The sequence below is a fragment of the Qipengyuania rhodophyticola genome (assembly GCF_042493225.1).
Classification (GTDB): Bacteria; Pseudomonadota; Alphaproteobacteria; order Sphingomonadales; family Sphingomonadaceae; genus Erythrobacter.
Map to the genome: position 1 here is coordinate 1,792,061 of NZ_CP170454.1, position 21,000 is coordinate 1,813,060.

General features: G+C 58.1%; 26 protein-coding genes. 19 read left to right on the plus strand and 7 right to left on the minus strand.

The features are described 5' to 3' along the window. The first annotated feature begins 65 nt into the window (after window positions 1-65). The 11 genes from ACFCXQ_RS08480 (at window position 66) to ACFCXQ_RS08530 (ending at window position 7,372) form a co-directional block, all read left to right on the plus strand. Window positions 66-938: a cytochrome c oxidase subunit 3 gene (locus tag ACFCXQ_RS08480; RefSeq protein ID WP_379549666.1), complete on the plus strand. Its 873-nt coding sequence runs from the start codon at window positions 66-68 to the stop codon at window positions 936-938. Window positions 939-1,028: 90 nt separating this feature from the next. After that, complete coding sequence (locus ACFCXQ_RS08485; RefSeq protein ID WP_379554606.1) at window positions 1,029-1,343, plus strand: DUF983 domain-containing protein; 315 nt, start codon at window positions 1,029-1,031, stop codon at window positions 1,341-1,343. Continuing rightward, window positions 1,340-1,927 (plus strand): SURF1 family cytochrome oxidase biogenesis protein, encoded by a 588-nt coding sequence (locus ACFCXQ_RS08490; protein WP_379549668.1) that lies wholly within the window; start codon window positions 1,340-1,342, stop codon window positions 1,925-1,927. Before ACFCXQ_RS08485 ends, ACFCXQ_RS08490 begins: the two co-directional genes overlap by 4 nt. A 174-nt stretch (window positions 1,928-2,101) precedes the next feature. Beyond that, entirely contained in the window at window positions 2,102-3,502 is a 1,401-nt protein-coding gene (gene thrC / locus ACFCXQ_RS08495; protein WP_379549670.1) for a threonine synthase, read from the plus strand. After that, window positions 3,502-4,392 (plus strand): class I SAM-dependent methyltransferase, encoded by an 891-nt coding sequence (locus ACFCXQ_RS08500; RefSeq protein WP_379549672.1) that lies wholly within the window; start codon window positions 3,502-3,504, stop codon window positions 4,390-4,392. The genes thrC and ACFCXQ_RS08500 overlap by 1 nt, the downstream gene beginning before the upstream one ends. A gap of 11 nt (window positions 4,393-4,403) precedes the next feature. Then, entirely contained in the window at window positions 4,404-4,778 is a 375-nt protein-coding gene (locus ACFCXQ_RS08505) for a dihydroneopterin aldolase (RefSeq protein WP_379549673.1), read from the plus strand. Then, window positions 4,775-5,077 carry a Rossmann fold domain-containing protein gene (locus ACFCXQ_RS08510; protein ID WP_379549675.1) on the plus strand — a complete coding sequence of 101 codons (303 nt, stop codon included), beginning with the start codon at window positions 4,775-4,777 and terminating at the stop codon, window positions 5,075-5,077. Before ACFCXQ_RS08505 ends, ACFCXQ_RS08510 begins: the two co-directional genes overlap by 4 nt. A 60-nt stretch (window positions 5,078-5,137) precedes the next feature. Next, on the plus strand, window positions 5,138-6,139 hold the full coding sequence (gene moaA / locus ACFCXQ_RS08515; RefSeq protein WP_379549677.1) for a GTP 3',8-cyclase MoaA: 1,002 nt from the start codon (window positions 5,138-5,140) through the stop codon (window positions 6,137-6,139). Between the two features lie 10 nt (window positions 6,140-6,149). Next, on the plus strand, window positions 6,150-6,392 hold the full coding sequence (locus ACFCXQ_RS08520; protein WP_379549679.1) for a MoaD/ThiS family protein: 243 nt from the start codon (window positions 6,150-6,152) through the stop codon (window positions 6,390-6,392). Between the two features lie 5 nt (window positions 6,393-6,397). Then, window positions 6,398-6,841 carry a molybdenum cofactor biosynthesis protein MoaE gene (locus tag ACFCXQ_RS08525; protein WP_379549681.1) on the plus strand — a complete coding sequence of 148 codons (444 nt, stop codon included), beginning with the start codon at window positions 6,398-6,400 and terminating at the stop codon, window positions 6,839-6,841. A gap of 90 nt (window positions 6,842-6,931) precedes the next feature. After that, window positions 6,932-7,372, plus strand: a complete 441-nt coding sequence (locus tag ACFCXQ_RS08530; protein WP_379549683.1) for a hypothetical protein — start codon at window positions 6,932-6,934, stop codon at window positions 7,370-7,372. Between the two features lie 16 nt (window positions 7,373-7,388). On the opposite strand, the gene ACFCXQ_RS08535 is transcribed toward ACFCXQ_RS08530, so the two are convergent. Both ACFCXQ_RS08535 and ACFCXQ_RS08540 read right to left on the minus strand, forming a co-directional pair. Continuing rightward, window positions 7,389-8,072, minus strand: coding sequence for a Crp/Fnr family transcriptional regulator (locus ACFCXQ_RS08535; protein ID WP_379549685.1), 684 nt, complete (start codon window positions 8,070-8,072; stop codon window positions 7,389-7,391). Continuing rightward, on the minus strand, window positions 8,072-8,614 hold the full coding sequence (locus ACFCXQ_RS08540) for a hypothetical protein (RefSeq protein ID WP_379549687.1): 543 nt from the start codon (window positions 8,612-8,614) through the stop codon (window positions 8,072-8,074). Before ACFCXQ_RS08540 ends, ACFCXQ_RS08535 begins: the two co-directional genes overlap by 1 nt. A 193-nt stretch (window positions 8,615-8,807) precedes the next feature. Between ACFCXQ_RS08540 and rplU the strand changes: the two genes are divergently transcribed. From rplU to ACFCXQ_RS08555, 3 genes are all read left to right on the plus strand, one after another. Further along, window positions 8,808-9,380, plus strand: a complete 573-nt coding sequence (gene rplU, locus ACFCXQ_RS08545) for a 50S ribosomal protein L21 (protein WP_379549688.1) — start codon at window positions 8,808-8,810, stop codon at window positions 9,378-9,380. 12 nt (window positions 9,381-9,392) lie between these two features. Beyond that, a complete protein-coding gene (gene rpmA, locus ACFCXQ_RS08550) occupies window positions 9,393-9,662 on the plus strand; it encodes a 50S ribosomal protein L27 (RefSeq protein WP_379549690.1) in 270 nt (89 codons plus the stop codon). A 199-nt stretch (window positions 9,663-9,861) separates the two neighbouring features. Beyond that, a complete protein-coding gene (locus ACFCXQ_RS08555; protein WP_379549692.1) occupies window positions 9,862-10,425 on the plus strand; it encodes a GNAT family N-acetyltransferase in 564 nt (187 codons plus the stop codon). A 98-nt stretch (window positions 10,426-10,523) separates the two neighbouring features. Here ACFCXQ_RS08555 and ACFCXQ_RS08560 read toward each other — a convergent pair whose 3' ends face one another. Beyond that, window positions 10,524-11,402, minus strand: coding sequence for a metal-dependent hydrolase (locus ACFCXQ_RS08560; RefSeq protein WP_379549694.1), 879 nt, complete (start codon window positions 11,400-11,402; stop codon window positions 10,524-10,526). Window positions 11,403-11,686: 284 nt separating this feature from the next. On the opposite strand from ACFCXQ_RS08560, the gene ACFCXQ_RS08565 reads away from it, so the two are divergent. Then, the gene (locus ACFCXQ_RS08565; RefSeq protein ID WP_379549696.1) at window positions 11,687-12,283 is read left to right on the plus strand and encodes a TetR/AcrR family transcriptional regulator; all 597 of its coding nucleotides are present in this window, start codon (window positions 11,687-11,689) and stop codon (window positions 12,281-12,283) included. Here the strand turns inward: ACFCXQ_RS08565 and ACFCXQ_RS08570 are convergent. Further along, a complete protein-coding gene (locus ACFCXQ_RS08570; RefSeq protein WP_379549698.1) occupies window positions 12,270-13,013 on the minus strand; it encodes a YgfZ/GcvT domain-containing protein in 744 nt (247 codons plus the stop codon). The genes ACFCXQ_RS08565 and ACFCXQ_RS08570 overlap by 14 nt on opposite strands. 38 nt (window positions 13,014-13,051) lie before the next feature. On the opposite strand from ACFCXQ_RS08570, the gene pyrC reads away from it, so the two are divergent. Then, entirely contained in the window at window positions 13,052-14,116 is a 1,065-nt protein-coding gene (pyrC, locus tag ACFCXQ_RS08575) for a dihydroorotase (RefSeq protein WP_379549700.1), read from the plus strand. On the opposite strand, the gene rarD is transcribed toward pyrC, so the two are convergent. Beyond that, on the minus strand, window positions 14,088-15,029 hold the full coding sequence (gene rarD / locus ACFCXQ_RS08580) for an EamA family transporter RarD (protein ID WP_379549702.1): 942 nt from the start codon (window positions 15,027-15,029) through the stop codon (window positions 14,088-14,090). The two genes, pyrC and rarD, sit on opposite strands and share 29 nt — an antisense overlap. A gap of 246 nt (window positions 15,030-15,275) precedes the next feature. On the opposite strand from rarD, the gene ACFCXQ_RS08585 reads away from it, so the two are divergent. Next, window positions 15,276-15,779 carry a glycine zipper 2TM domain-containing protein gene (locus tag ACFCXQ_RS08585; RefSeq protein ID WP_379549704.1) on the plus strand — a complete coding sequence of 168 codons (504 nt, stop codon included), beginning with the start codon at window positions 15,276-15,278 and terminating at the stop codon, window positions 15,777-15,779. A 152-nt stretch (window positions 15,780-15,931) separates the two neighbouring features. On the opposite strand, the gene astD is transcribed toward ACFCXQ_RS08585, so the two are convergent. Both astD and ACFCXQ_RS08595 read right to left on the minus strand, forming a co-directional pair. Next, on the minus strand, window positions 15,932-17,347 hold the full coding sequence (gene astD / locus ACFCXQ_RS08590) for a succinylglutamate-semialdehyde dehydrogenase (RefSeq protein WP_379549706.1): 1,416 nt from the start codon (window positions 17,345-17,347) through the stop codon (window positions 15,932-15,934). 31 nt (window positions 17,348-17,378) lie between these two features. Beyond that, entirely contained in the window at window positions 17,379-18,788 is a 1,410-nt protein-coding gene (locus tag ACFCXQ_RS08595; RefSeq protein ID WP_379549708.1) for a protein adenylyltransferase SelO family protein, read from the minus strand. 43 nt (window positions 18,789-18,831) lie between these two features. On the opposite strand from ACFCXQ_RS08595, the gene ACFCXQ_RS08600 reads away from it, so the two are divergent. Both ACFCXQ_RS08600 and ACFCXQ_RS08605 read left to right on the plus strand, forming a co-directional pair. Beyond that, window positions 18,832-19,713 (plus strand): alpha/beta fold hydrolase, encoded by an 882-nt coding sequence (locus ACFCXQ_RS08600; RefSeq protein ID WP_379549710.1) that lies wholly within the window; start codon window positions 18,832-18,834, stop codon window positions 19,711-19,713. Then, a complete protein-coding gene (locus tag ACFCXQ_RS08605) occupies window positions 19,710-20,858 on the plus strand; it encodes a glycosyltransferase (RefSeq protein WP_379549712.1) in 1,149 nt (382 codons plus the stop codon). Before ACFCXQ_RS08600 ends, ACFCXQ_RS08605 begins: the two co-directional genes overlap by 4 nt. Window positions 20,859-21,000 lie beyond the last annotated feature (142 nt).

Sequence of the window (21,000 nt, forward strand, 5' to 3'; positions counted from 1 at the left end):
CTCTAGACCGCGTGGCTCGCGGGCTTTAAAGGCACTACAGGATCATAGACAGGACGAAACGACCGATGGCTGGCAACGTCAATCACGACTATCACATTCTTGAACCCGATATTTGGCCGCTTATCGGCTCTGTATCGGCGCTGACTTTTACCTCAGGCATGGTCCTTTTCATGCATGAAATGGCGTCCGCACATCTGGTGCTGGGGCTGGGCATTGCTGGCCTGATCGCGACTTTTTTTGCGTGGTTCAGCAATGTCGTGAAAGAGGCGGAGCGCGGCGATCATACGCCGGTTGTTCAGCTTCACATGCGCTACGGCATGATCCTGTTCATTGCCTCCGAAGTTATGTTTTTCGTCGGGTGGTTCTGGAGCTGGTTCGACTTTGCCCTGTTCCCCGCCCCGCTCGAAGTGAGCGTTGTGGACGGCGTGCAGATGACCACGAACAAGTTCATTTCAGAGGGCGATACCAGTCTTGGAACGCTCGTGCCTGAGGGCATGAAGGTTCTTAATGCCTTCTCACTTCCGCTCCTCAATACACTGATTTTGTTGTGTTCGGGTACTACCGTTACGTGGGCGCACCACGCGCTCATCCATGGTGATCGGGAAGGACTAAAGAAAGGCCTTTGGGCGACGATTGCGCTGGGCGTCGTGTTCTCCATGGTGCAGGCTTACGAGTATGGTCACGCGCCATTCGTCTTTGGTCAAAACACCTACAGCTCCGCCTTCTACATGGCGACTGGCTTCCACGGGTTCCACGTTCTGGTTGGCACTATCTTTCTCGCTGTCTGCCTGTTCCGGACATACAAGGGCCACTTCACCCCGCGTCAGCATTTCGGCTTTGAAGCGGCGGCTTGGTACTGGCACTTCGTCGATGTCGTATGGCTGTTCCTCTTCGTCGCAGTGTATGTCTGGGGCGGTTGGGGCGCTGAATACATCTAGTGCCCGGCCCGACTTGAGGCCCGCGTGAAGCGCGACAATTCCAACGTTGATAAGGGGCGGTCTTCGATTTTGGAGGCCGCCCTTTACGGTATGTGCCCAAGATGCGGCGCGCGCACTCTCTTCAACGCACCTCTGCAAGTTTCGAGTAAATGCCGCGCCTGCGCGCTTGATTTTGCGCCGCTGGAAAGGGGCGCGAGATTGGCAGGGGTGCTGACGCTACTGATCGCGCTGGTCCTGATTGGCCTCGCGCTATGGCTGGATAGTCTGGTCCGCCTGCCTTTGTGGCTGCTGGCGCTGTTCTGGGTTCCAGTTACTTTGGGTGCAGTTCTTGGCGGGGTGCGGCTGATGAAGACAGTGCTGCTCTACGCGAGGTATGAACAGCTGGAAGAAAGCGGCAAGCAATGACACTGCGCGATGTGCCCATCATTCCGACGGTTCTCGTCGCCGCCGCGATTGCGACAATGATTGCGCTCGGCATCTGGCAGCTAGGCCGGGTTGATGAAAAGGCGGCGCTGATCGCACGCTATGAGGCGGCGCTGGCCAACCCCGACCCGATTGCCTTTCCACGCACCGACGATGGCGAGGTGAGCGATGACACTTTCTTCCGTCAGTCTGCGCTCGAATGCCAATCGGTGCGCGCGACGACTTCGATAGCTGGCAACAATGCACGCGGGCAGAGCGGGCTTGTCCATATCGTTACCTGCAATACACCTATCGGAGTAAATGAGTTCAAGGTAGGGTTTTCGCGCGATCCCAAAACCCCGGAATGGGATGGGGAGCGCGTCACCGGGCTGATCGCGCCGGGCGGCCAATATGGAGTCCGCCTCCAGTTGGAAGAGCCGATTGCTGGGCTCGAGCCACTCGCAAAGCCCGACCCCAAGGATCTGCCGAACAATCATCTTGCCTATGCGGGGCAGTGGTTCTTTTTCGCGATGACCGCGCTGGTGATTTATCTGTTGGCGCTTCGCAGGCGAAAGACCCCTCTTTGATTAGTGCCTAGCCACCCACGCCCTCGACCCCTCCACCCGGAGCCTACCGGGACACTATCCGGGAGGAAGGGTGGAGGGCGTGGGTGGCTGGGCAACAAACACAAGCCCGCTAAACCTCAATAAAGCCGCGATTGCTTGCCCGCAGCTCGCCGCGCCGCTAACCGCGTTTCTATTATGGAATATGTTTCAACCAGGGGGAGCGCACCCACGCTGGATTTTGCGGGCGTAACGCTGGCAGGGCTGGCTAATGATGGCGGTCTTTATGTGCCGCGCAAGTGGCCGCGTTTTTCTGCTGACGAGATCGCCGCGATGCGCGGACTTTCTTATCCTCAACTTGCCGCGCGTGTGATGCAGCCTTTTGTCGGTGATAGCTTGGCGCCGGAGCGTCTGCTGGAGCTATGCGAGCAAGCCTATGGCCGCTTTGCTCATGCGGCGGTCACGCCGCTTGTTCAGCTTGATGAGCGGCAATGGCTGCTGGAATTGTTCCACGGGCCAACACTGGCGTTCAAAGACGTGGCGCTGCAATTGCTTGGCCTTCTGTTTGAGGAATTTCTCGAGCGCGACGACAGCCGCCTGACCATTGTTGGCGCGACCAGCGGCGACACGGGCAGCGCAGCCATTGATGCGGTTGCTGGCCGAGAGCGGGTCGAGATATTTATGCTTCACCCCAAGGGCCGGATCAGCGATGTTCAGCGCTGTCAGATGACCACAGTGCGCGCGCCCAACGTTCATAACATCGCGATTGAGGGTAGCTTTGATGATGCTCAGGCGATGGTGAAGCGCATCTTTGGCGACGAGACAGTCACTGCGACACACCGCATCGGCGCAGTCAATTCGATCAATTGGGCGCGGCTGCTCGCGCAGGTAGTGTATTATTTCGCCGCCGCGCTTCAGCTTGGCGCGCCCGAACGCAAGGTCGCGTTTAGCGTGCCAACGGGCAATTTTGGCGATGTGTTTGCGGGCCATGTTGCCGCGCGCATGGGTCTGCCGATTGAGCAGCTGGTGGTCGCGACCAATATCAACGACATCCTCCACCGCGCGCTAACCAGTGGCGATTACTCTGCGGGCGAAGTCACGCCAACTGCCGCGCCCAGCATGGACATTCAGGTCAGCTCCAATTTTGAGCGGCTTCTGTTTGATGTCGGAGGGCGCGATGGCGCAGCGATGGCGGAGCAAATGCGCGGGTTCGAAGCAGAGCGGGCCATGCAACTTACCAATACGCAGCGCGAAGGCGCGGCCTCGCTCTTTACCAGCGCGCGGGCCGATGAAAGCGCGATGGCACAGGCGCTGCGCTGGGCGCATGAACATGCTGGTGAGGTAATTGATCCACATACGGCCATTGGCCTGCATGCGGCGCGCGCGGCAAACCTCCCTGACGACGTGCCCATGGTGACACTGGCGACCGCGCATCCGGCCAAGTTCCGTGATGCAGTCGAGCGGGCAACAGGCCTAAGGCCGGCGCTGCCTGCGCGGATAGGCGATCTGTTCTCGCGCGAGGAAGCATGTAGCGATCTGCCCGGCACCTATGAGGCGGTGCGCGAGTTCCTGATGGCTAACGCAACACCTTCTGCCTGATGGCGAGCTTGCGGTCTGACCCGATAGTGATGGTGGGCGAGGGCTGGGATGGCTACCGCCTGCTCGATAGCGGGCATGGCCGCAAATATGAGAGCTTTGGCGCGCATAAATTCATCCGGCCGGAACCGCAGGCCATGTGGTCGCCGCGGATAGATGATTGGGACGCGAAGAGCGAATTCCAACCCGGTTCTGATGAGGATGGCGGTGGTCGCTGGACCCATGCGCCCGATCTGCCGGAAGATGGTTGGCCGGTCAGTTGGAATGAGGTGACGTTTACCGCGCAGCCGACACCTTTTCGGCATCTGGCATATTTCCCCGATATGGCACCCGTCTGGGATTGGATGCGGGAGCAGTTGGACGAGCGCGAGGACGCTGAGACGCTTAATCTATTCGGCTATACCGGTGTCGGATCGCTTGCCTTGTCCCGCCATGGCCGCGTGACACATGTCGACGCGAGTAAGAAGTCTGTTGCGCAAGCCCGCGAGAATGCCGCGCTATCGGGCATGGAAGACAAGCCCATCCGCTGGCTGGTTGACGATGCGGCAAAATTTGTCGCGCGCGAGGTCCGGCGCGAGCGGCGCTATGATGGGATCATCCTCGATCCGCCTAAATTCGGGCGCGGCCCCAAGAATGAAACCTGGCGCTTGGAAGAAGGGCTACCCGACCTGATCCGCGATTGCCGCCAATTGCTCGATAAGAACAGCCGCTTTCTGTTCCTCACAGTCTACGCGGTGCGGATGAGCAGTCTCGCATTAGCTGGTCTAATGGAGGAGGTATTCGCCGATCTGCCCGGTACAATTGAGCATGGCGATTTGGCTGTGCGCGAGGCGGGTGAGGGCGGAAGACTGCTGCCCACTGCAATCTTCGCGCGGTGGTCAAATCCAGTGTAGAGGCTGCGCGCATGAACGATTCGCTTATTCTTGAAGTTGCTGATTTTGAGCATGACGTGCTCACCGGGATCTATTCTGAGGAGACCGGTAAGGCTCAGCCTCTTCGCTTCACAATCACGGTCCGCCTCAAGCCGCTCGCTCATTACGAAGCTGATACAGCGCTTGAGGCGAGCAAAAACTATATGGATTTGAAATTCGCGGCGTCCGAGGCTCTACCGGAGGGCGTGCATTTCAAACTGATCGAGGCGGTGGCGGACCATGTGTGCGAAACGCTGTTTGTGCAGGACACGCGCATTGAGGCTGTGACGGTCAAAATCGTTAAGCTGGCGATTGCCGAGGCGAATGAGAAAATCGGCATCACTTTGCACCGCGAGAGGCGCGAGTGAAGCGTATCGCAATTGACGATTTGCCCGCCAAGCCGCTTGCGGCTTCTGGCGTCTTTCATCAACATTGGTTGCCGCATGCCGAAAGCGCGCTTGGTGCGGGCGAGGATGTGACGCTGATTTTCGCGCCTGCGGATCACACGCATTCCGCATGGCGTAGAGCGGCTATTCAGGGACTGGCGCGTCAATATGCGCCGCGCCGGATCAATGGTGTTTCGGGCACTGGAGAGGTCGCGGACAAGACGGTAGCCTATCTTGCTGACGCGCCCGGTGTTACCGGACAATATCTGGAAGCTGAATGAAGCGTCTTGGCAAGTTCTATCGTACTGGCATAGTGCGATGCCGTTAGCTAGGTTGACGAAATGAACACCGCACCGCTTGTTGATCAATTCCGTCGCCGCATCAGCTATCTGCGCCTGTCCGTGACAGACCGCTGTGATTTGCGCTGTGCCTATTGCATGCCGGAGCGGATGAAGTTCCTGCCCAAAAACGAAGTGCTTAGCTTGGAGGAGCTGCACCGGCTCTCGCTCGCTTTCATCGCGCGCGGGGTGACCAAGCTGCGCCTTACGGGCGGCGAACCTCTGGTGCGGCGCGATATGATTGATCTGGTCAGCGCGCTGGGCCGCAAGATCGGCGATGGGCTCGATGAGCTAACGCTGACGACCAATGCGACGCAGCTCGAGACTCATGCCGAGGCGCTTGCGAAGGCGGGTGTGCGCCGCGTCAATGTGTCGCTCGACACCCGCGACAAGGCCAAATTTGCTGAGCTAACGCGGCGCGATATGCTCCCTAAAGTGCTAAGCGGCATTGCGGCGGCGAAAGAGGCGGGGCTTAAGGTCAAGCTGAACACGGTGGCGCTTAAGGGCATCAACGATGGCGAATTGCCAGATCTGATCGCTTGGGCGCACGGGCAGGGGCATAGCGTGACCTTGATCGAAGTGATGCCGCTCGGAGAAATTGATGGCGACAGGGTTGATCATTATCTGCCGCTTACGGCAGTTAAAGATGATTTGGAGGAACGCTGGACATTGGCGCCTTCCACGCATCGCACAGGCGGGCCAGCACGCTATTTCGATATTGCGGAAACCGGCGGCAGGTTAGGGCTGATTACCCCGCTAACGGGCAATTTCTGTGAGGGGTGCAACCGCTTACGTGTCACCACCACCGGACAGCTTTACCCCTGTCTTGGCGGCGGAGAGCGGGTTGATCTGCGCGCTGCCTTGCGCGAGGACAGCAGTGATACTGCGCTCAACCATGCGGTTGATCATGCTCTTGCGATCAAGCCAGAGCGGCATCATTTTGCCATCAATAAAGCGGGAGAGGCACCGGCCCAGCCGCGTCATATGTCGGTCACTGGCGGATAGGGCGAGACGGATGGGCGTGCGCATTTTGTTTCTTGGCCCCTTACAGGACCTTGCCGGTGAGGTGGAGAGAGAGGTCGAGGCACCGCTCGATTGGGCGGGGCTGCTCGCAGCGGTGGGCCCACATCTGGCCGAACAGCTCAGCGATCACCGCGTGAACGTGGCATGCGCTGGCACAGTCTTGTCTGATAAAACTACACTGGCTGCGGTGGACGGCGATGAGATCGCGCTGCTCCCACCGGTTAGCGGCGGATAGCCAGAGTGCGTATCGTCCGCCTTGATGCGGCTGAGCTTCTGCCTGCAAAAGAGTGCGATGCATTGGCCAGGGCATTGCCCGATGCGGGAGGGATTGCGAGTTTCACCGGCCAAGTTCGAGCATCAGGCGTCGAGGCGCTGGAGCTGACACATTACGAGCCGCTCACCCTGCCGGGAATGGAAGCGCTGGCGGAGCGCGCCTTTGAGCGCTTTGGTTTGATGGGGCTCGCGATGATCCACCGCATTGGCCTACTGCGACCCGGTGAACCGATCGTCTTTGTCGCCGCCGCTGCGCGCCACCGGCGTGATGCGCTTCGCTCAGTCGATTTCTGCATGGATCATCTGAAGAGTGCCGCGTGGTTCTGGAAGCGGGAACGACGGGCTGGTGATTGGCACTGGATTGAGCCGCGCGATGAAGATCACGCAGATCTCGCGCGCTGGAAAAAGTGACAAGTACAAACACCTAAGTTTGACTTAGATCAAAGCGCCCTGCGCAAACCGCGCGCAAAGAAGCTCCTGCAACACAAGGGAGCGTATACAATGTCTAAACATTTTACTCGTGAGCAGGTCGCCGAGCAGGCTGGCATTCGGACCGAAGTTCGTAAATCAGTGGAAGTGGATCGCAGCTTTGAGATGCCCAAGGCGCTCTACGGCGCGACGGTGGGATGTTATCTCGGCTTTGTCGGTATCATGGCCATTGGTTTTCCAACACCGGGCTTGATCATTCCGATGGTGATTTTCGCATTCTTCATTGTCGCAGGCTTTACTCTACCGGCTATCTGGACACGCTTGCAGGCAAGCGACCCGCAAAAGCAGCCACATAAAGATCAGCTCAGCACCGGCCGTCTTTTCGGCAATGGCATTATGACTCACACTGGACTTTTGTCAGGCAAAGACGCCGCGGCGCAGATGTTGGTTCTGCCTGTGCTGATCGTGCTCTGGGGAATCGCAACTGCGACTATCGCCGCGATTGTAAGCTAGAATTCTGGGTTTGCCGCTAAGCTGCGGGAGCAAGCAGCGCGGGGTAGAGTATCTCAATACCTCGCTGGCCAGTTCTTCGGATCGCTCCCTCCTGTTCGAATCGGGAGAGCTGCCTGCTCACGGTTTCAATTGCGAGACCAAGCATGTTGCCAATCTCCCCGCGGTTTAGCGGCAATTGGAACGAGGATACTGGATGGCAGGGGGAGTCGCTGGCGGCATGAGCGAAAGCCATCAGCAAGCCGCCCACCTTATGGGCCGCTGAGTGATTGCCCGCCAACGCCAGCAAGGCGCGCGAGGCATGCAGATCTTCCTGACTGCGCCTTAGGAGCGCCTTGGCAAGCTCAGGATGCTGCCCAATGGTTTGATCGATGGACGTGCCGGAAAACAGGCACAGCTCGCAATCGGTGAGCGCGATGACGTCCGATTGCATGAAAGGCTGGAACAGTTCGCCAACAAATCCTGCGGGATGGACAAGCGCAAGGATGTGCTCTTCGCCATTAGCGTCAGTTTGCGAAATTTTGAGCGCGCCAGTTTGCAGTGTCGCGCATGTCTGCGCATCATCGCCCGCGGCGAATAAAACCTCCCCGCGCTTCAATTTGCGAGTGCGGCCCGAGCGGGCAAGCTGCTCGCGTTCATTGTCATTTAAGACTGAACAGGCGGCTTGTTCGCGAACTGGGCATGTGGCGCAAGCGAGCGACATTAGCGTGGTTCTCCCCCCAAATCACCACGAAGATCGGCCAAGGCGCGGTCTTCGAGCAAGATTAGCGCAGCGACTTGTGCGCGCGTATCGGCAATTGCCTGTACATTCTCATATTGGATTGCTGCGGCTGCATAAAGCGTGTCGAGGTCAGCCAGAACAATCGCGGTTTGGCTGCGGCTGGCATCAAGGCCTCCCAAGGCGATTGCTGCGCGAGACCAACGGTCATCTTGTGCAGAGAGGCCCCGAGCGGCCGCAACTTGGCTCCGAGCGCTGGGCAGGCTTGTCTCAAACTGCGTATGCGATAGCCTTGCCTGCTCCAGCAAATTGGCCAGATGCGTGGTTAGATCGCCCGTAAAATCGGTGGGGATTTCTGGCACGTCCAGCTGACGCGCCGCTGGCGCTTCGAATTGCCCCTCAGCACGTTCAAAATCACGCGTTGCCAAAGAGGGATAGTCAGTATCACTGGTCGCGCAGCCTGAGAGCATCATCGACGTCAGGGCCGATGCGAGAAGCGTTCGCAAATGAAGGTTAGCCTTAGCCATCGCCCGTGTTCATAGCATGCAGCGCTTTGATCGCCAGCGCTGTGTTGCAAAAATCCGCCGACATAGCGTTGACTTGGACGCGCCATTCCCTTAACGGCACCCATCTTCCCGACATACCGCATCTGATGCGGGATTCGGCACGCGTCCACCGCCTAAGTGGTGGGCATAGCAATTTGATTGAGAGATTAGCACCATGTTCGCAATTGTGCGCACGGGCGGCAAACAATATCGGGTAGCCGCCGGAGACAAAATCGCTGTGGAGAAACTCGCTGGTGAAGCGGGCGATACAGTTGTGCTGGGCGATGTCCTGCTGGCTGGTGAGGGAGACAAGCTTGCTGATGCTGGCAAGGTCAGCGTCGCAGCAGAAATCATCGCGCAGGCGAAGAGTGAAAAGACGATCGTTTTCAAGAAGCGTCGTCGTCACAATTATCGCCGCAAGGCAGGCCATCGTCAGCAAATGACTTTGCTGCGCATCACCGATGTGGGCGAGGGTGCTAAAAAGGCACCAGCCAAGAAGGCCGCCGCTCCCAAGAAGGAAGCGGCTCCAAAAGCGGCAGAAGCGAAGAAGGCACCTGCCAAGAAAGCGGCCCCTAAGAAGGAAGCAGCGCCTAAGGCAGAAGCCAAGAAGCCAGCGGCCAAAAAGGCTCCCGCTAAGAAGGCGGCTCCAAAGAAAGAAGCAGCAGCTAAGAAGCCTGCCGCTAAGAAGACACCTGCGAAAAAGGCTCCGGCCAAGAAAGCAGCGCCTAAGAAGACTGACAAGAAGTAAGGATCACGGACGATGGCACATAAGAAAGCAGGCGGTTCGTCCCGCAACGGTCGCGACTCAGCAGGTCGCCGTCTTGGCGTGAAAAAATACGGCAGCCAGGCAGTGGTCGCCGGCAACATTATCGTGCGCCAGCGCGGTACGAAGTTCTACCCAGGCACCAATGTGGGCATGGGCAAGGATCACACCCTATTCGCGCTCAGTGACGGTGTTGTGCGATTCCATAAGGGTAAGCTTGGCCGCAAATATGTCTCAATCGACATGATGGCCCAAGCAGCCGAATAACCGGACGGTTCGATAAAGGGGTCGTCCAAGCAGGATGGTCCCAGTCGGATAAGACCGACAACCAAAGAGGGAGATGGGGCCAACCTGTCTCCCTCTTGTCGTTTCTCCCTCTCACTTCGGCGAAATATTGTTTCGTCGCCACGTAATTGTCATGCATTGGGAGTAGAGGCCCCATGTAATGGCGCTGGGAGTTAGAAAGATGTTCCACCGCACTCAAAACCTGTTTCTTAGGCCCGCTTTTCAAGAGGATTGGAAAGCTGTCTTTGCCGGTATTGGTGAACGCGAAATCGTGCGCAATCTTGCGACTGCGCCCTGGCCCTATACGGAGATAGACGCAAAGCGATGGACTGCATTGCCAATGAGCGATTGGTTACCGAGCTTTGTGGTTGTGCTGCCAGGTGACGGCGTGATCGGCGCGTGCGGTCTGGGTCTTGATGATGCTACCGGGGAGGTACAACTGGGCTATTGGATAGCGCAATCGCATTGGGGCCGCGGTTATGCCTCAGAGGCTGCGCGCGGCGTGCTCGATGTAGCCCGCGCGATTGGTCACCGGCGTATTGTCGCCTCGCACTTTGTTGATAACCCCGCCTCAGGGCGCGTGCTGTACAAGGCTGGTTTTCAGCCTACTGGAGAGATCCGGCCCGGTTATAGTCTGGCGCGCGGCGGGCATGATCCGGTTGCCTGCTTCGAGATCATCCTAACCGTGTCAGAAAATGATGGCGGTGATGATGGTGAAGCATCGGTTATGCGACAAGCCGCTTGAGGGCTGGTAATTGATCGTCCCAACGCAAAAGGCCCCGCTGATGAAGCGGGGCCTTTCTTATTCGTAAGGAGGGAGGAACTCCTTACTCGCTGAATGGGTTACTCAGCCGGCATCAGCGCGTCGGAAAACTCGCCTTCATATTTGCCGATGAGCTCACGATCATCATGGTCCCATGGGTGAAAGCCCGGCTTGAAGTAAGCGAGCCATGCTGGGAATATCCGCCGGACAACGCCAGGCGACACGGTCAGATATTTGAGCAGGCCCCAGCGTGCTTTCCAGCCAGTGATACCGTCTTGTGCGAGCAGGTTCATTGCATCCTGCCAGCGGTTCTTGAAGAAACGGCCAGTGATGATCACCATCATTAGGCTGCGCAACTTCCAGCGACGCCAGGCCGTCCAATCACGGGTCGCGTGGTTCCAAGTGTCATAAGCGACGCCTTTGTGCTCGATTTCCTCGACCGCATGCCAGCGCCACATATCGCGGACCTCAGGGTCGGCATTTTCAAAGTGCTTGGGGTTGGCGAGAAACTCATGCGCCATCATCGCGGTGTAGTGCTCAAGCGCCATGGTCGCAGCGAGATTGATGATCACCGGACGGCCCTTGGTGAGGGCCAGCATTTCTTCCACCCGTTTGTCGATCGCCTTGATGTCATAGCCTGCATTTTCAGCCAGCTTGTTAAAGGCAATGTGCTCGCGCGTGTGATTGATTTCCTGACGCACAAATGCACGGATTTCATCAGCCAGCTTGGGGTCGGCGCCATCGCGGTGAGCCTTCACCGCTTCGATGAAGAAGGCCTCGCCGCGGGGGAACGTGGCGGACAGTGCATTGTGCCATGCAGTGCCGAAAGCATCGCCTGCCCACCAGCGATTTGGCGTCTGATCACGGTTGAAGCGCTCATCCCGGATGGTGATTTCAAGATCGACGGGTGTAGGTGCGCTTTTGTGAGGGGCTTTTTCGGGAGTGCTGTGCGCGTTCATGAGTTGTTTTCTGCCTTTGCATGAGTTGATCGCCAATGGGATTATGCCGGGGGGCAAGTCAAACTACGTTACTTACAAGTATGTAAATAGATCACTACTGACACAAATGTCAATAGTGTGATCAGCGCGCAGGGGGAGTTTCTCTAGAGGCTCTTGACGGTCTAACAGGGTTTGGGGTTGCGCTCCGCTTTGTAATCAGCAACTTGGGTTTGTCGACAAGCGGTCGTGATTGCTCTCGAGCACCATGGCTATCATCGCGACATCGTATTGGGCACAGAGTTATTATGGTAAGCCGCAAACGTCTCACTCCCGAAGAGTCCCGCCTCGCCGCTCTGGAGGCCGCGCGCGGATTGCTTATTGAGACTGGCCCGCAGTCGCTGACCTTGAAAGCGGTGGCTTCACGCGTTGGCCGCACACATGCAAATTTGCTGCATCATTTCGGTTCTGCGGCAGGCCTTCAAAAGGCACTTGCTGCGCATTTGGCGCAGACGGTTTGCGCAACCATTGCCGACGCCGTGCGCGCTAGCCGGGCCGGGCTGGGGTCCCCGCGCGAAGTCGTTGACCTCGCTTTTGATGCTTTCGACAAGGAAGGCGCTGGCGCGCTTGCCAGCTGGATGATCCTGACCGGCAATGAAGATGCGCTGACCCCGATTGTCGAATGCATTCATGAGTTGGTTGATGAGATCGCGCCTGAAGAGGCTGAAACGCATGATGAAGTTATGCGTCTGCATGAAGAGACGCTGGCGCTGGTTCTTATGGCTATGGGCGATGCGCTTATTGGGAGCGCGCTGGCCAAATCATTGAACTTGCCTGCGACTGCGGCACGCGACCGCGCTCAGCGGATGCTGGAGACTTCGGTGGCGCGGGTTACTCAGACTTAGTGATCGCGGCAGCTTGCCAACCGGGCAGGGATGCAGGATTGAGATCAGATACGCGCAAGTGATCGACGGCCAAGCCAAGCTCTGGATAGGCAGCTTTGCGGCGCTTCTCATCAGACTGGTCCAAGGGCACAACCACCAAGCGCCGATTGACCTTAGAACGCCAGTTCATCCGCGCGGTATTCTCCTGCCCTATGTAGCACCCCTTTTCAAAAGCGACGCCGTTTAGCTCTATCGCATTGGTCTCCAGCCACAGAATATCGCCAAGCTCTGAGCGCGTTTCCGGAACTCCGAGGGAAAGGCGATGCGCGAGCCACGCGCCATCGGCGGGTTCTGCATCGGCCTCGGGTGCAAGCCAACGATGGCCCAGCGCGGACATCCTTGGATCAGGTTCGCCAGCCGCACGATCTGGTGACCAATGCACAGCTAGGCTTTCATCAATCGCAATCGTGATCTTGCGCCGCAAGCGGTAAAGCGAGAGCCGCTTGATCAATTCCGGCGCTAGCTCCGTCTCGCAATCCAGCAACACATCGTCGCCGTCAGCCCACAACAGGAAGTCGAACAACGTCTTACCCTGAGGCGTTAGCAAGGCAGCATATACCGGATCGTCGCCCAACGCCTGCGCGCTCACATCATTGGTGATCAGACCCTGAAGAAAGTCGCGGACGTCCTCGGCGTCATCCTGAGTTGAAAGCCGAATGAGTGCGCGATTTGTGAGAAGAGTAGCAGCCATAGGTGACAGATAGGGCTGCGCGCGCCATAGGCAATGGCATGACTGGACCGAGCGCTAATACTCCCACCTCAATCACCATCCGCCGCCCTGACGATTGGCATCTGCATTTCCGCGATGGCGAGACCATGCAGGCCGTGGTGAGGCACACTGCGCGGCAGTTCGCGCGAGCGATCGTGATGCCCAATCTTACCCCGCCGGTGACCACAACAGCTCTAGCCGCTGCCTATCGCGAGCGGATTATGGCCGCTGTCCCTGAAAGTATCGCATTCACTCCGCTGATGACCGCTTACCTCACGGACACAAGTGATGCGGATGATTTGGCGCAGGGGCATAGGGACGGCGTACTCACCGCGGCCAAGCTCTACCCGGCGGGCGCGACCACCAATTCCGATAGCGGGGTGACGGATATCGCGCATATCATGCCGGTGCTGGAACGCATGGCTGAGATTGGCATGCCGCTCTGCGTGCATGGCGAGGTGACTGAAAGCCACATCGATATTTTCGACCGCGAGGCTGAGTTTATTGAGCGAATTCTTGAACCGCTTGTTGCACGCTTGCCGGACCTCAAGGTCATTTTTGAACATATCACGACCGCACAGGCGGTGGATTTTGTCGATAGAGCCGGTGCCAATATCGCAGCGACCATCACGCCTCAACATCTCCACATCAACCGCAATGACATGCTGGTGGGCGGGATGCGTCCGCATAATTACTGCTTACCCGTTGCCAAGCGTGAGGAACATCGATTGGTACTGCGCAAAGCCGCAACCTCTGGCTCAGCGAAATATTTCCTCGGAACAGACAGCGCGCCGCATCATCGCCATGACAAGGAAAGCGCTTGTGGTTGCGCGGGGATTTTCAACGCGCCCTTCGCGCTCGAAAGCTATCTCGCTGTCTTCGAAGAAGAAGGCGCAATCGAACATTTTGAGAGCTTTGCTTCTGAAAACGGACCGTGCTTTTACGGGCTGCCGATGAACGAAGACAGGGTCACACTGGAACGCGCACCGGTCGAAGTTCCTGCCGAAATCGATGGCGGGGTGGCTGAAATCGTCCCCTTCCACGCGGGCCAAACGCTTAGTTGGCGCTTTTGCGGGAGCGCTTAAGCAAATCCCAAGCAAACAGAGCTGCGGCGCTCCAAATGCAAGCGAAGCAGGCAAGCTGCACAGGTTGTAGCGGCTCCTTGAAGACCGTCAGTCCTAGGATAAAGACGATGCTGGGCGCCAGGAATTGGATGAACCCGAGCTTCGAGTAATCCATCCGACGCGCGGCAACCGCAAACAGTAACAGAGGCACGGCAGTGAGAACTCCTCCGGCGACAATTGCTATGCTCAATTGCGGTGAGACAAAGAAAGCCGAACCCTGCGTCGCTGCGAAATAGGCAGCTATGATGATGGACGGCACGATCAGCAGCATGGCCTCTATAGTTAGGCCGGGCACCGCGCCAACGGCCACTTGCTTGCGCACCAAGCCGTACAGCGCAAAAGAGAAGGCGAGGCTCAGGCTGACCCAAAGCGTGGTAATCGCGCCTGCCGCGAGCAAGGCCACCCCGAATGCTGCTAGCCCCACAGCGATCCATTGATTGCGGGTCAGCGTTTCTTTCAAAAAGACCGTGCCGAGTAGGACATTGAGCAGGGGATTAATGTAATAACCCAGGCTAGCGGCATAGACCCTGTCAGTCTGGATCGCCCAGACATAGACGATCCAATTGAAGCCAATGAGCGATGCACTGACGAACAGCCAGCCCAGAGTTTTACGGTTGGAGAGCGCCACTTTGAGCTCGGGCCATTGCTCGCGTGCCGCGATGATCACTAGACATATTGGAACGGTCCAGACGATGCGCCAAGCCACGAACTCCATCGGGTGGACTGTGCTGACTAATAACAGGTAAAGCGGCAGCAGGCCCCAGATGAGATAAGCGCCCAGTGCTTGTGGCAGGCCGGAGGCTTGTTCCGATTCGGTCTTGCCTTGGAGTCGAGGCTCGATTGGCGCATCCGGCAATTGGTCGGAATTTTTCATGAGTGTTGGCGCTAGAACTGGGACTGCGGCCGCGCAAGCGCTCATTTCATCGGCCGATTTAACTCACTTTATCGCAAATTTAAAATCTGACACTGCGGTTGCAGTCTGTTCAGGTTAACGGCCTTATTCATGAACAAATCGAGAGTCGGATGGAATTGGCCCCCAACTTCCCCAACCTTCATCTGGCCTCTCGACAACGCTGAAACACCCTGATCCCCAAGCGTGTTCGACGAGGAGGAAAGACCAATGCAAACGCTTATCAAATCAACCGGCCCTGCTCTGACCATTGCCATAACCACTGCCGGTCTCGCCACCGCGACGCCTGCCGCAGCGATTGAGATCGCGCCGCAAGAGGTGCCTAGTGTATCCGTGCTTGGATTCGCCGACACGCCGAGCTTTGGCGATCTGACCTATGAGCATAAGCGCTATCGCAAGCATCGCCATCGCGGCTACGGCGACGATAATTACGGTTATTACGATGACGATGACTATGAGTATCGCGGCAAGCGCAGGTATCGCGGAGAGCGCGTATATCGCGACACCCGCGTTTGGCGCGGCCGTGACGGACGGTATTATTGCAAGCGCAAGAACGGAACCACTGGGCTGCTGATTGGCGGCGCAGCAGGCGCCTTGCTGGGCCGCGAAGTTGCCGGCCGCAATGGTGACCGCACGCTTGGCGCAATCCTTGGAGCGGCCGGCGGTGCAATTCTAGGCCGGTCGATTGATCGCAAGAACTCTCGCTGCCGCTAACTCAATACTCGATTTCGGCCGTACCCACCTATGGCTGAAGCGCGGTACACACCAGACCGCGGAAGGCGCCTTTCTTGCATCTCGCATGCGGGGAGGGCGTCTTCATTTGCGCGGCGCCATGCCAAGCTAAACTGTCCGGCCACGTGCGTAACTTAAGCGTCCTTCAGGCCGATGCCAAGCGTAGCGCGCGGTTGTTCCAGCTCAGTACTGGCCACCGGATAGGCGCAATAATCAGCGGCATAAAAGGCGGCTGGCCGATGATTGCCGGAGAGCCCAATGCCGCCAAATGGCGCAGCCGATGAGGCTCCATTGGTCGGCCTGTTCCAATTGATAATCCCAGCGCGAACTTCGTTCCAGAACTTTTGATAGTCGCTTGGCGAACCGCCAATGAGTGATGCTGACAAGCCATAGCGCGTGTTATTCGCCTCGGTAATCGCAGCATCAAGGTCTGGCACTTTAATCACTTGCAGGATCGGGCCGAACAACTCGATATCGGGCCGATCATCCATCTCGCTCGTATCGATGATCGAGGGCGAGAGAAATGGCTTTTCGGCATCAGGGCGGCGTAAATGCGCGATCGGGCGGCCGCCGCGGCTCATTAGTGCGACATAGCTTTCACAAAGAAGATCGGCGGTTGGATTGTCGATGACGCAGCCCATAAATGGCTGTGGTTCCGCCATCGGTTCGCCGACGATCAGGCGTTTTGAAAGTGTCGCAACCGTCTCAACAATCTCGTCATACATGCTTTCAACCACGACCAAACGCCGCGCCGCAGTGCAGCGTTGCCCGGCAGTCGTAAAAGCGGATTGGATGATCGTGACGGCGGCATCTTCAATCTTTGGCGTGTCAGTGACCACCAGTGGATTATTGCCACCCATTTCCAGCGCGACAATCTTGCTGGGGTTCGCCGCAAGCTTGCGATTGATGGCGATGCCTGCGCGGGCAGAGCCGGTGAACAGGACCCCGTCAACTTGAGCATGTTCGACGAGCGCCTTGCCCTGATCAGCTCCGCCGACAACGAATTGAATTACATCTTCGGGAATGCCGCCCGCATGCAGGCATTTGACCAGCATCTCGCCTACAGCTGGGGTCTTCTCGCTCGCTTTGAAGACGACTGTGTTGCCAGCGATCAGCGCAGGGACAATGTGTCCGTTCGGCAAGTGTGCAGGGAAATTATAGGGGCCTAGGACGGCCATTACGCCATGCGGCTTGTGGCGCACGGCAGCGGTGCCTTGCAGCCCGCTGTTGAGCTTTTTCTGTCCGGTGCGTTCAGCGAAGGCTGTAACCGAAATCTCGACCTTATTGACCACCGCATCAACTTCGGTGCGCGCCTCCCACAAGGGCTTGCCGGTTTCGCGCGCGATTAGATTGGCAAAGTCATCGGCCACTTTGCGCACTTCATTTGCGAAGCGGCGCAGCAGCTCGATCCTGCGCGCCAGCGGCTCATTAGCCCAGCCAGGAAAAGCCTCCCGTGCTTTGGCGACGGCTTCGTCCACATCATTGATAGAGGCACGCCACATTTCTGCGCCGGTGGCTGGCTCAAATGATACGATTTCTGCTTCTGACACGAAGGGATCCGAAGGATAGTTACACTGTTGATTATCCCCTATCGGTCAGATGACCGAACGGCAAGAGCGCCTCGCCATGTGCCCCTGCAATTTTGCGTACCTTTTCAATAGCTGAGTTGAAGCCTGTCCAGTCATTGTGTCGGTCGATGCCTTCCCAGATGGCCTCAACATCATCAACAAGCAGGCTGAAGACCTCGCCTTGCTCCCAATAAGAGTGCGGTTCAGTGTGCGAATCATAGCCGCTAAAAGCCTTCGCCAGCGCACCAGTAACGCTGCGCCCCCCGCGGTGCCGGTGGAAGAAGCGATCGGGCACTGCGCCGCTTTCGCGCATAGCCTCCTCGCATGCGCCGACGAGGCTCATGTCCGCGTCCAGCCCGCGCGGCTCCAAACCCAAGCGCCAGCACCAGCGGCGCCCGACTGCTTCCATATAGAGCTGCCCAAACCGTTCTAGCGCAGCGATCAGCGGCGGCGCATCAGCAAGCAAACGCAAGGCCACCGCCAATTGTCCGCAATTCCAATGGAGCGCTTCTGGTTGGCGGCCAAAGGCATAAAGCCCTGCGTGGTCGAAATAAGCCGCGGTGAAACTCGGGTCCCAGCGCGGCAAAAAGCGCCATGGGCCATAGTCAAAGCACTCGCCGGTAATGTTCATATTGTCGGTGTTGAGGACGCCGTGCACAAACCCGGCAACCATCATTGCCGCGGCCTGGTCAGCGAGGCGCTCGACGACCTGATGCATGAGTATGACGGCTGGTTCATCGCGGCCCGGCGCATCTTCCGGCGGAGGCGGTCCGGGAAACTGCGAAAGGCAATAGTCGACCAGCTGCGCCATTTCTTCTGCTTGCTCATAGGCCAGCAGGCGCTGAAATGAGCCAATGCGGATATGGCCATGGCTGAGCCGGGTAAGAACGGCGGAACGGGCCGGTGATGGCTCATCATCCCGCTCCAGCTCCTCGCCCGTCTCAACGATACTAAATGTCTTGGAGGTGTAGACACCCAGCGCCTCCAGCCACTCGGTTGCCAGTACTTCCCGCACCGCGCCTTTCAGCGTGAGCCGCCCATCGCCGCGCCGCGACCATGGCGTCTGCCCAGAACCTTTGGTGCCCAGATCGAGGAGGCGGTCATCGGAATCGCGCAGCTGAGCAAAAAGAAACCCGCGCCCATCGCCGAGATCAGGGTTGTAATTGCGGAACTGATGCCCGTGATACCGCAGCGCGAGAGGCTGCGGCAGGTTGTCTGGCAAGGGCTCAAAACGCCCGAAGTGCTTGGTCCATTGCGCATCGCTAAGGTGATCCAGCCCCACGGCGCGCGCCCATCTGTCGTTGCGAAACCGTAGCTCGGTTTTCGGGAAATTTGCGGCCGTAACAGGATCGCCTAGCCACTCTGCGAGATCGGAAATAGGCGTGTCAGCGCGGTAGCTGGTGGCTTGCGGTTCTGAACGCATGCCGCGATAGTGGGGGCCAAACGTTATCTGCGCAAGAGCCTCTATGACAAAGTATTATACCAATCAGACCTGGCAAAGCGCCGATGGTCTCACTCTACATTTCCGAGACTACCCTGCGCGCGGGCCCAACGTCGATGCGGCGCGCCCACCGGTCATTTGCCTGCATGGTCTCACTCGCAATGGCCGCGATTTTGAGGATCTTGCCGAGCATATCAGCGCGGCGGGCTGGCGCGTACTGGCGCCCGATGTGCGCGGGCGCGGTAAGAGCGAATATGCTGGGGATAGTGCTACTTATGCAGTGCCGACTTATGTTGGCGATCTTATAGCGCTGCTCGAAGCCCAAGGCATTGCGCGGTTTGTCTCTGTGGGCACATCTATGGGCGGGCTTATGACCATGGTCTTGGCCTCGCTCGCTCCAGATCGACTTGCCGGGGTGGTAATGAACGACATTGGCCCGGTTATTGAGACGGGCGGGCTCGATGCGATTAAGTCCTACGTCGGGCAGGCGCGCAGCTTCCCCACATGGATGCACGCGGCGCGCAGCTTGCAGGAATTGCACGCCGCCAATTTCCCTCAGTTTGAGCTAGATGATTGGTTGACCATGGCCAAGCGCGGCATGGCGCTGCACAGCAATGGCCGCATCTCGTTCGATTACGATATGAAAATCGCTGAGCCCATTTTGCAAGCTGACGCGGCCGCTGTCCCGCCAGACTTATGGCCCGCTTTTGAGGCGCTTAGCGGCAGGCCCTTATTGCTTGTGCGAGGTGAGCTCTCGGGTCTGTTTTCGGCAGAAACCTTTGCTGAGATGCAACGCCGGGTTCCTGCCGCCAAAGCTGTAACGGTGCCCCAGATTGGTCATGCTCCAACGTTGGATGAGCCAGTGGTTCGCGATGCGATTGATGCGTTGTTGGCGGACATTGCATGAGTAGCGGCAAGGCAAAACCGAGCCTCCTACATATTCACTCTGAATTTGGCGAAGGGATCGCCGCGGCGCGGTGCGTCCAACTGATCAATTCATTTGGCGCAAAGTTTGAGCATTCGCTTGTTTCGGCTGACGCCGTTCAGAGCAGCGCTGCGCAGAACATTAAACGCACAGCAAAGGCTAGTATGCTGACCGGTTTCCCTGCGCTATCGGGCATGCCAACCCCGGGCCGACTGCAAAAACTGGCCCGCGCAATGCAGGGCTATGACCTCATCCTGACTTATGGCTGGGGCGCGATGGATGCGGTGATGGCGCATACGCTGTTTGGTGAGGTGCACGGCCTGCCGCCTCTTGTTCACCACGAAGATGGGTTTTGCGAAGACGAGCGCGCGCGCCGGAAGAAGCGCCGAAACTGGTATCGCAAGATCGCATTTGGCAAAGCTTCGGGGCTGGTAGTGCCCAATGAGGCCTTGGAAGAGATTGCGCTGGTCGAGTGGGAGCAACCGATTGGCCGGGTCAAGCGGATTGATCCGGGTGTCGACACCAAAGCCTATGCGAAGAAGGCGAAAGCCGATGCTTTGCCGCGCTTGCTTAAACGCCCCGGCGAGCATTGGGTTGGCGCGATGGCAAGCGATGCGGATAGTGCACATTTGGCCGCACTGGTCCGCGCGGTCGCCGCGCTGCCCGACAATTGGCACTTGGTGCTGGTCGGCGATGTGTCTGGGCGCGCAGAGGTGATGGCTGAGGCTGACGCCCAGCAGATCAATCACCGCGTGCATTTGCCGGGCGAGGTGGACGAGATATGCAAGATATTGAGCTTGTTCGATATCTTCGCAGATGCGGCTGGTGGCAAGCGCAACGATGCAGCCTCCACTACGGCATTGGTCGAGGCGATGGCGGCCGGTTTGCCCGTCGCGATAGCCTCAGCTGATTCTGTGCTGAGCCAGGATAACGCTGATTTCCTTGCGCCCTTCGCATATGACGAGACATTAGCCGATGCGCTAGCCGCGCTTGCCTTTGACGAGGGACTACGCGGCATGATCGGCAAGGCCAATCAGAAAGAGGCGCAAGCTAAGTACGACGCAACCATGATGGCCAAGACCTATCTGCGGCTCTATTCCAGCGCGCTGGATCGGTCAGGGCGATAGACTCGCGCGGCGCTTATCCGCGCAGATGGCCTTTCATGCGTGGTTCACCCTGTTTAAGACAGGCGGGCGGGGACAGGCTTGGCATTAAAACAGGCACCCCATTGCCCTTGATCCACGCCGACACTAAAGACCTTGCCGTCGA

Coding starts and splice junctions, on each gene's coding strand:
- ACFCXQ_RS08480 (WP_379549666.1), top strand. CDS start 66: ATGGCTGGCAACGTCAATCACGACTATCACATTCTTGAACCCGATATT.
- ACFCXQ_RS08485 (WP_379554606.1), top strand. CDS start 1,029: ATGTGCCCAAGATGCGGCGCGCGCACTCTCTTCAACGCACCTCTGCAA.
- ACFCXQ_RS08490 (WP_379549668.1), top strand. CDS start 1,340: ATGACACTGCGCGATGTGCCCATCATTCCGACGGTTCTCGTCGCCGCC.
- thrC (WP_379549670.1), top strand. CDS start 2,102: ATGGAATATGTTTCAACCAGGGGGAGCGCACCCACGCTGGATTTTGCG.
- ACFCXQ_RS08500 (WP_379549672.1), top strand. CDS start 3,502: ATGGCGAGCTTGCGGTCTGACCCGATAGTGATGGTGGGCGAGGGCTGG.
- ACFCXQ_RS08505 (WP_379549673.1), top strand. CDS start 4,404: ATGAACGATTCGCTTATTCTTGAAGTTGCTGATTTTGAGCATGACGTG.
- moaA (WP_379549677.1), top strand. CDS start 5,138: ATGAACACCGCACCGCTTGTTGATCAATTCCGTCGCCGCATCAGCTAT.
- ACFCXQ_RS08520 (WP_379549679.1), top strand. CDS start 6,150: ATGGGCGTGCGCATTTTGTTTCTTGGCCCCTTACAGGACCTTGCCGGT.
- ACFCXQ_RS08530 (WP_379549683.1), top strand. CDS start 6,932: ATGTCTAAACATTTTACTCGTGAGCAGGTCGCCGAGCAGGCTGGCATT.
- ACFCXQ_RS08535 (WP_379549685.1), bottom strand. CDS start 8,072: ATGTCGCTCGCTTGCGCCACATGCCCAGTTCGCGAACAAGCCGCCTGT.
- ACFCXQ_RS08540 (WP_379549687.1), bottom strand. CDS start 8,614: ATGGCTAAGGCTAACCTTCATTTGCGAACGCTTCTCGCATCGGCCCTG.
- rplU (WP_379549688.1), top strand. CDS start 8,808: ATGTTCGCAATTGTGCGCACGGGCGGCAAACAATATCGGGTAGCCGCC.
- rpmA (WP_379549690.1), top strand. CDS start 9,393: ATGGCACATAAGAAAGCAGGCGGTTCGTCCCGCAACGGTCGCGACTCA.
- ACFCXQ_RS08555 (WP_379549692.1), top strand. CDS start 9,862: ATGTTCCACCGCACTCAAAACCTGTTTCTTAGGCCCGCTTTTCAAGAG.
- ACFCXQ_RS08560 (WP_379549694.1), bottom strand. CDS start 11,402: ATGAACGCGCACAGCACTCCCGAAAAAGCCCCTCACAAAAGCGCACCT.
- ACFCXQ_RS08565 (WP_379549696.1), top strand. CDS start 11,687: ATGGTAAGCCGCAAACGTCTCACTCCCGAAGAGTCCCGCCTCGCCGCT.
- ACFCXQ_RS08570 (WP_379549698.1), bottom strand. CDS start 13,013: ATGGCTGCTACTCTTCTCACAAATCGCGCACTCATTCGGCTTTCAACT.
- pyrC (WP_379549700.1), top strand. CDS start 13,052: ATGACTGGACCGAGCGCTAATACTCCCACCTCAATCACCATCCGCCGC.
- rarD (WP_379549702.1), bottom strand. CDS start 15,029: ATGAAAAATTCCGACCAATTGCCGGATGCGCCAATCGAGCCTCGACTC.
- ACFCXQ_RS08585 (WP_379549704.1), top strand. CDS start 15,276: ATGCAAACGCTTATCAAATCAACCGGCCCTGCTCTGACCATTGCCATA.
- ACFCXQ_RS08595 (WP_379549708.1), bottom strand. CDS start 18,788: ATGCGTTCAGAACCGCAAGCCACCAGCTACCGCGCTGACACGCCTATT.
- ACFCXQ_RS08600 (WP_379549710.1), top strand. CDS start 18,832: ATGACAAAGTATTATACCAATCAGACCTGGCAAAGCGCCGATGGTCTC.
- ACFCXQ_RS08605 (WP_379549712.1), top strand. CDS start 19,710: ATGAGTAGCGGCAAGGCAAAACCGAGCCTCCTACATATTCACTCTGAA.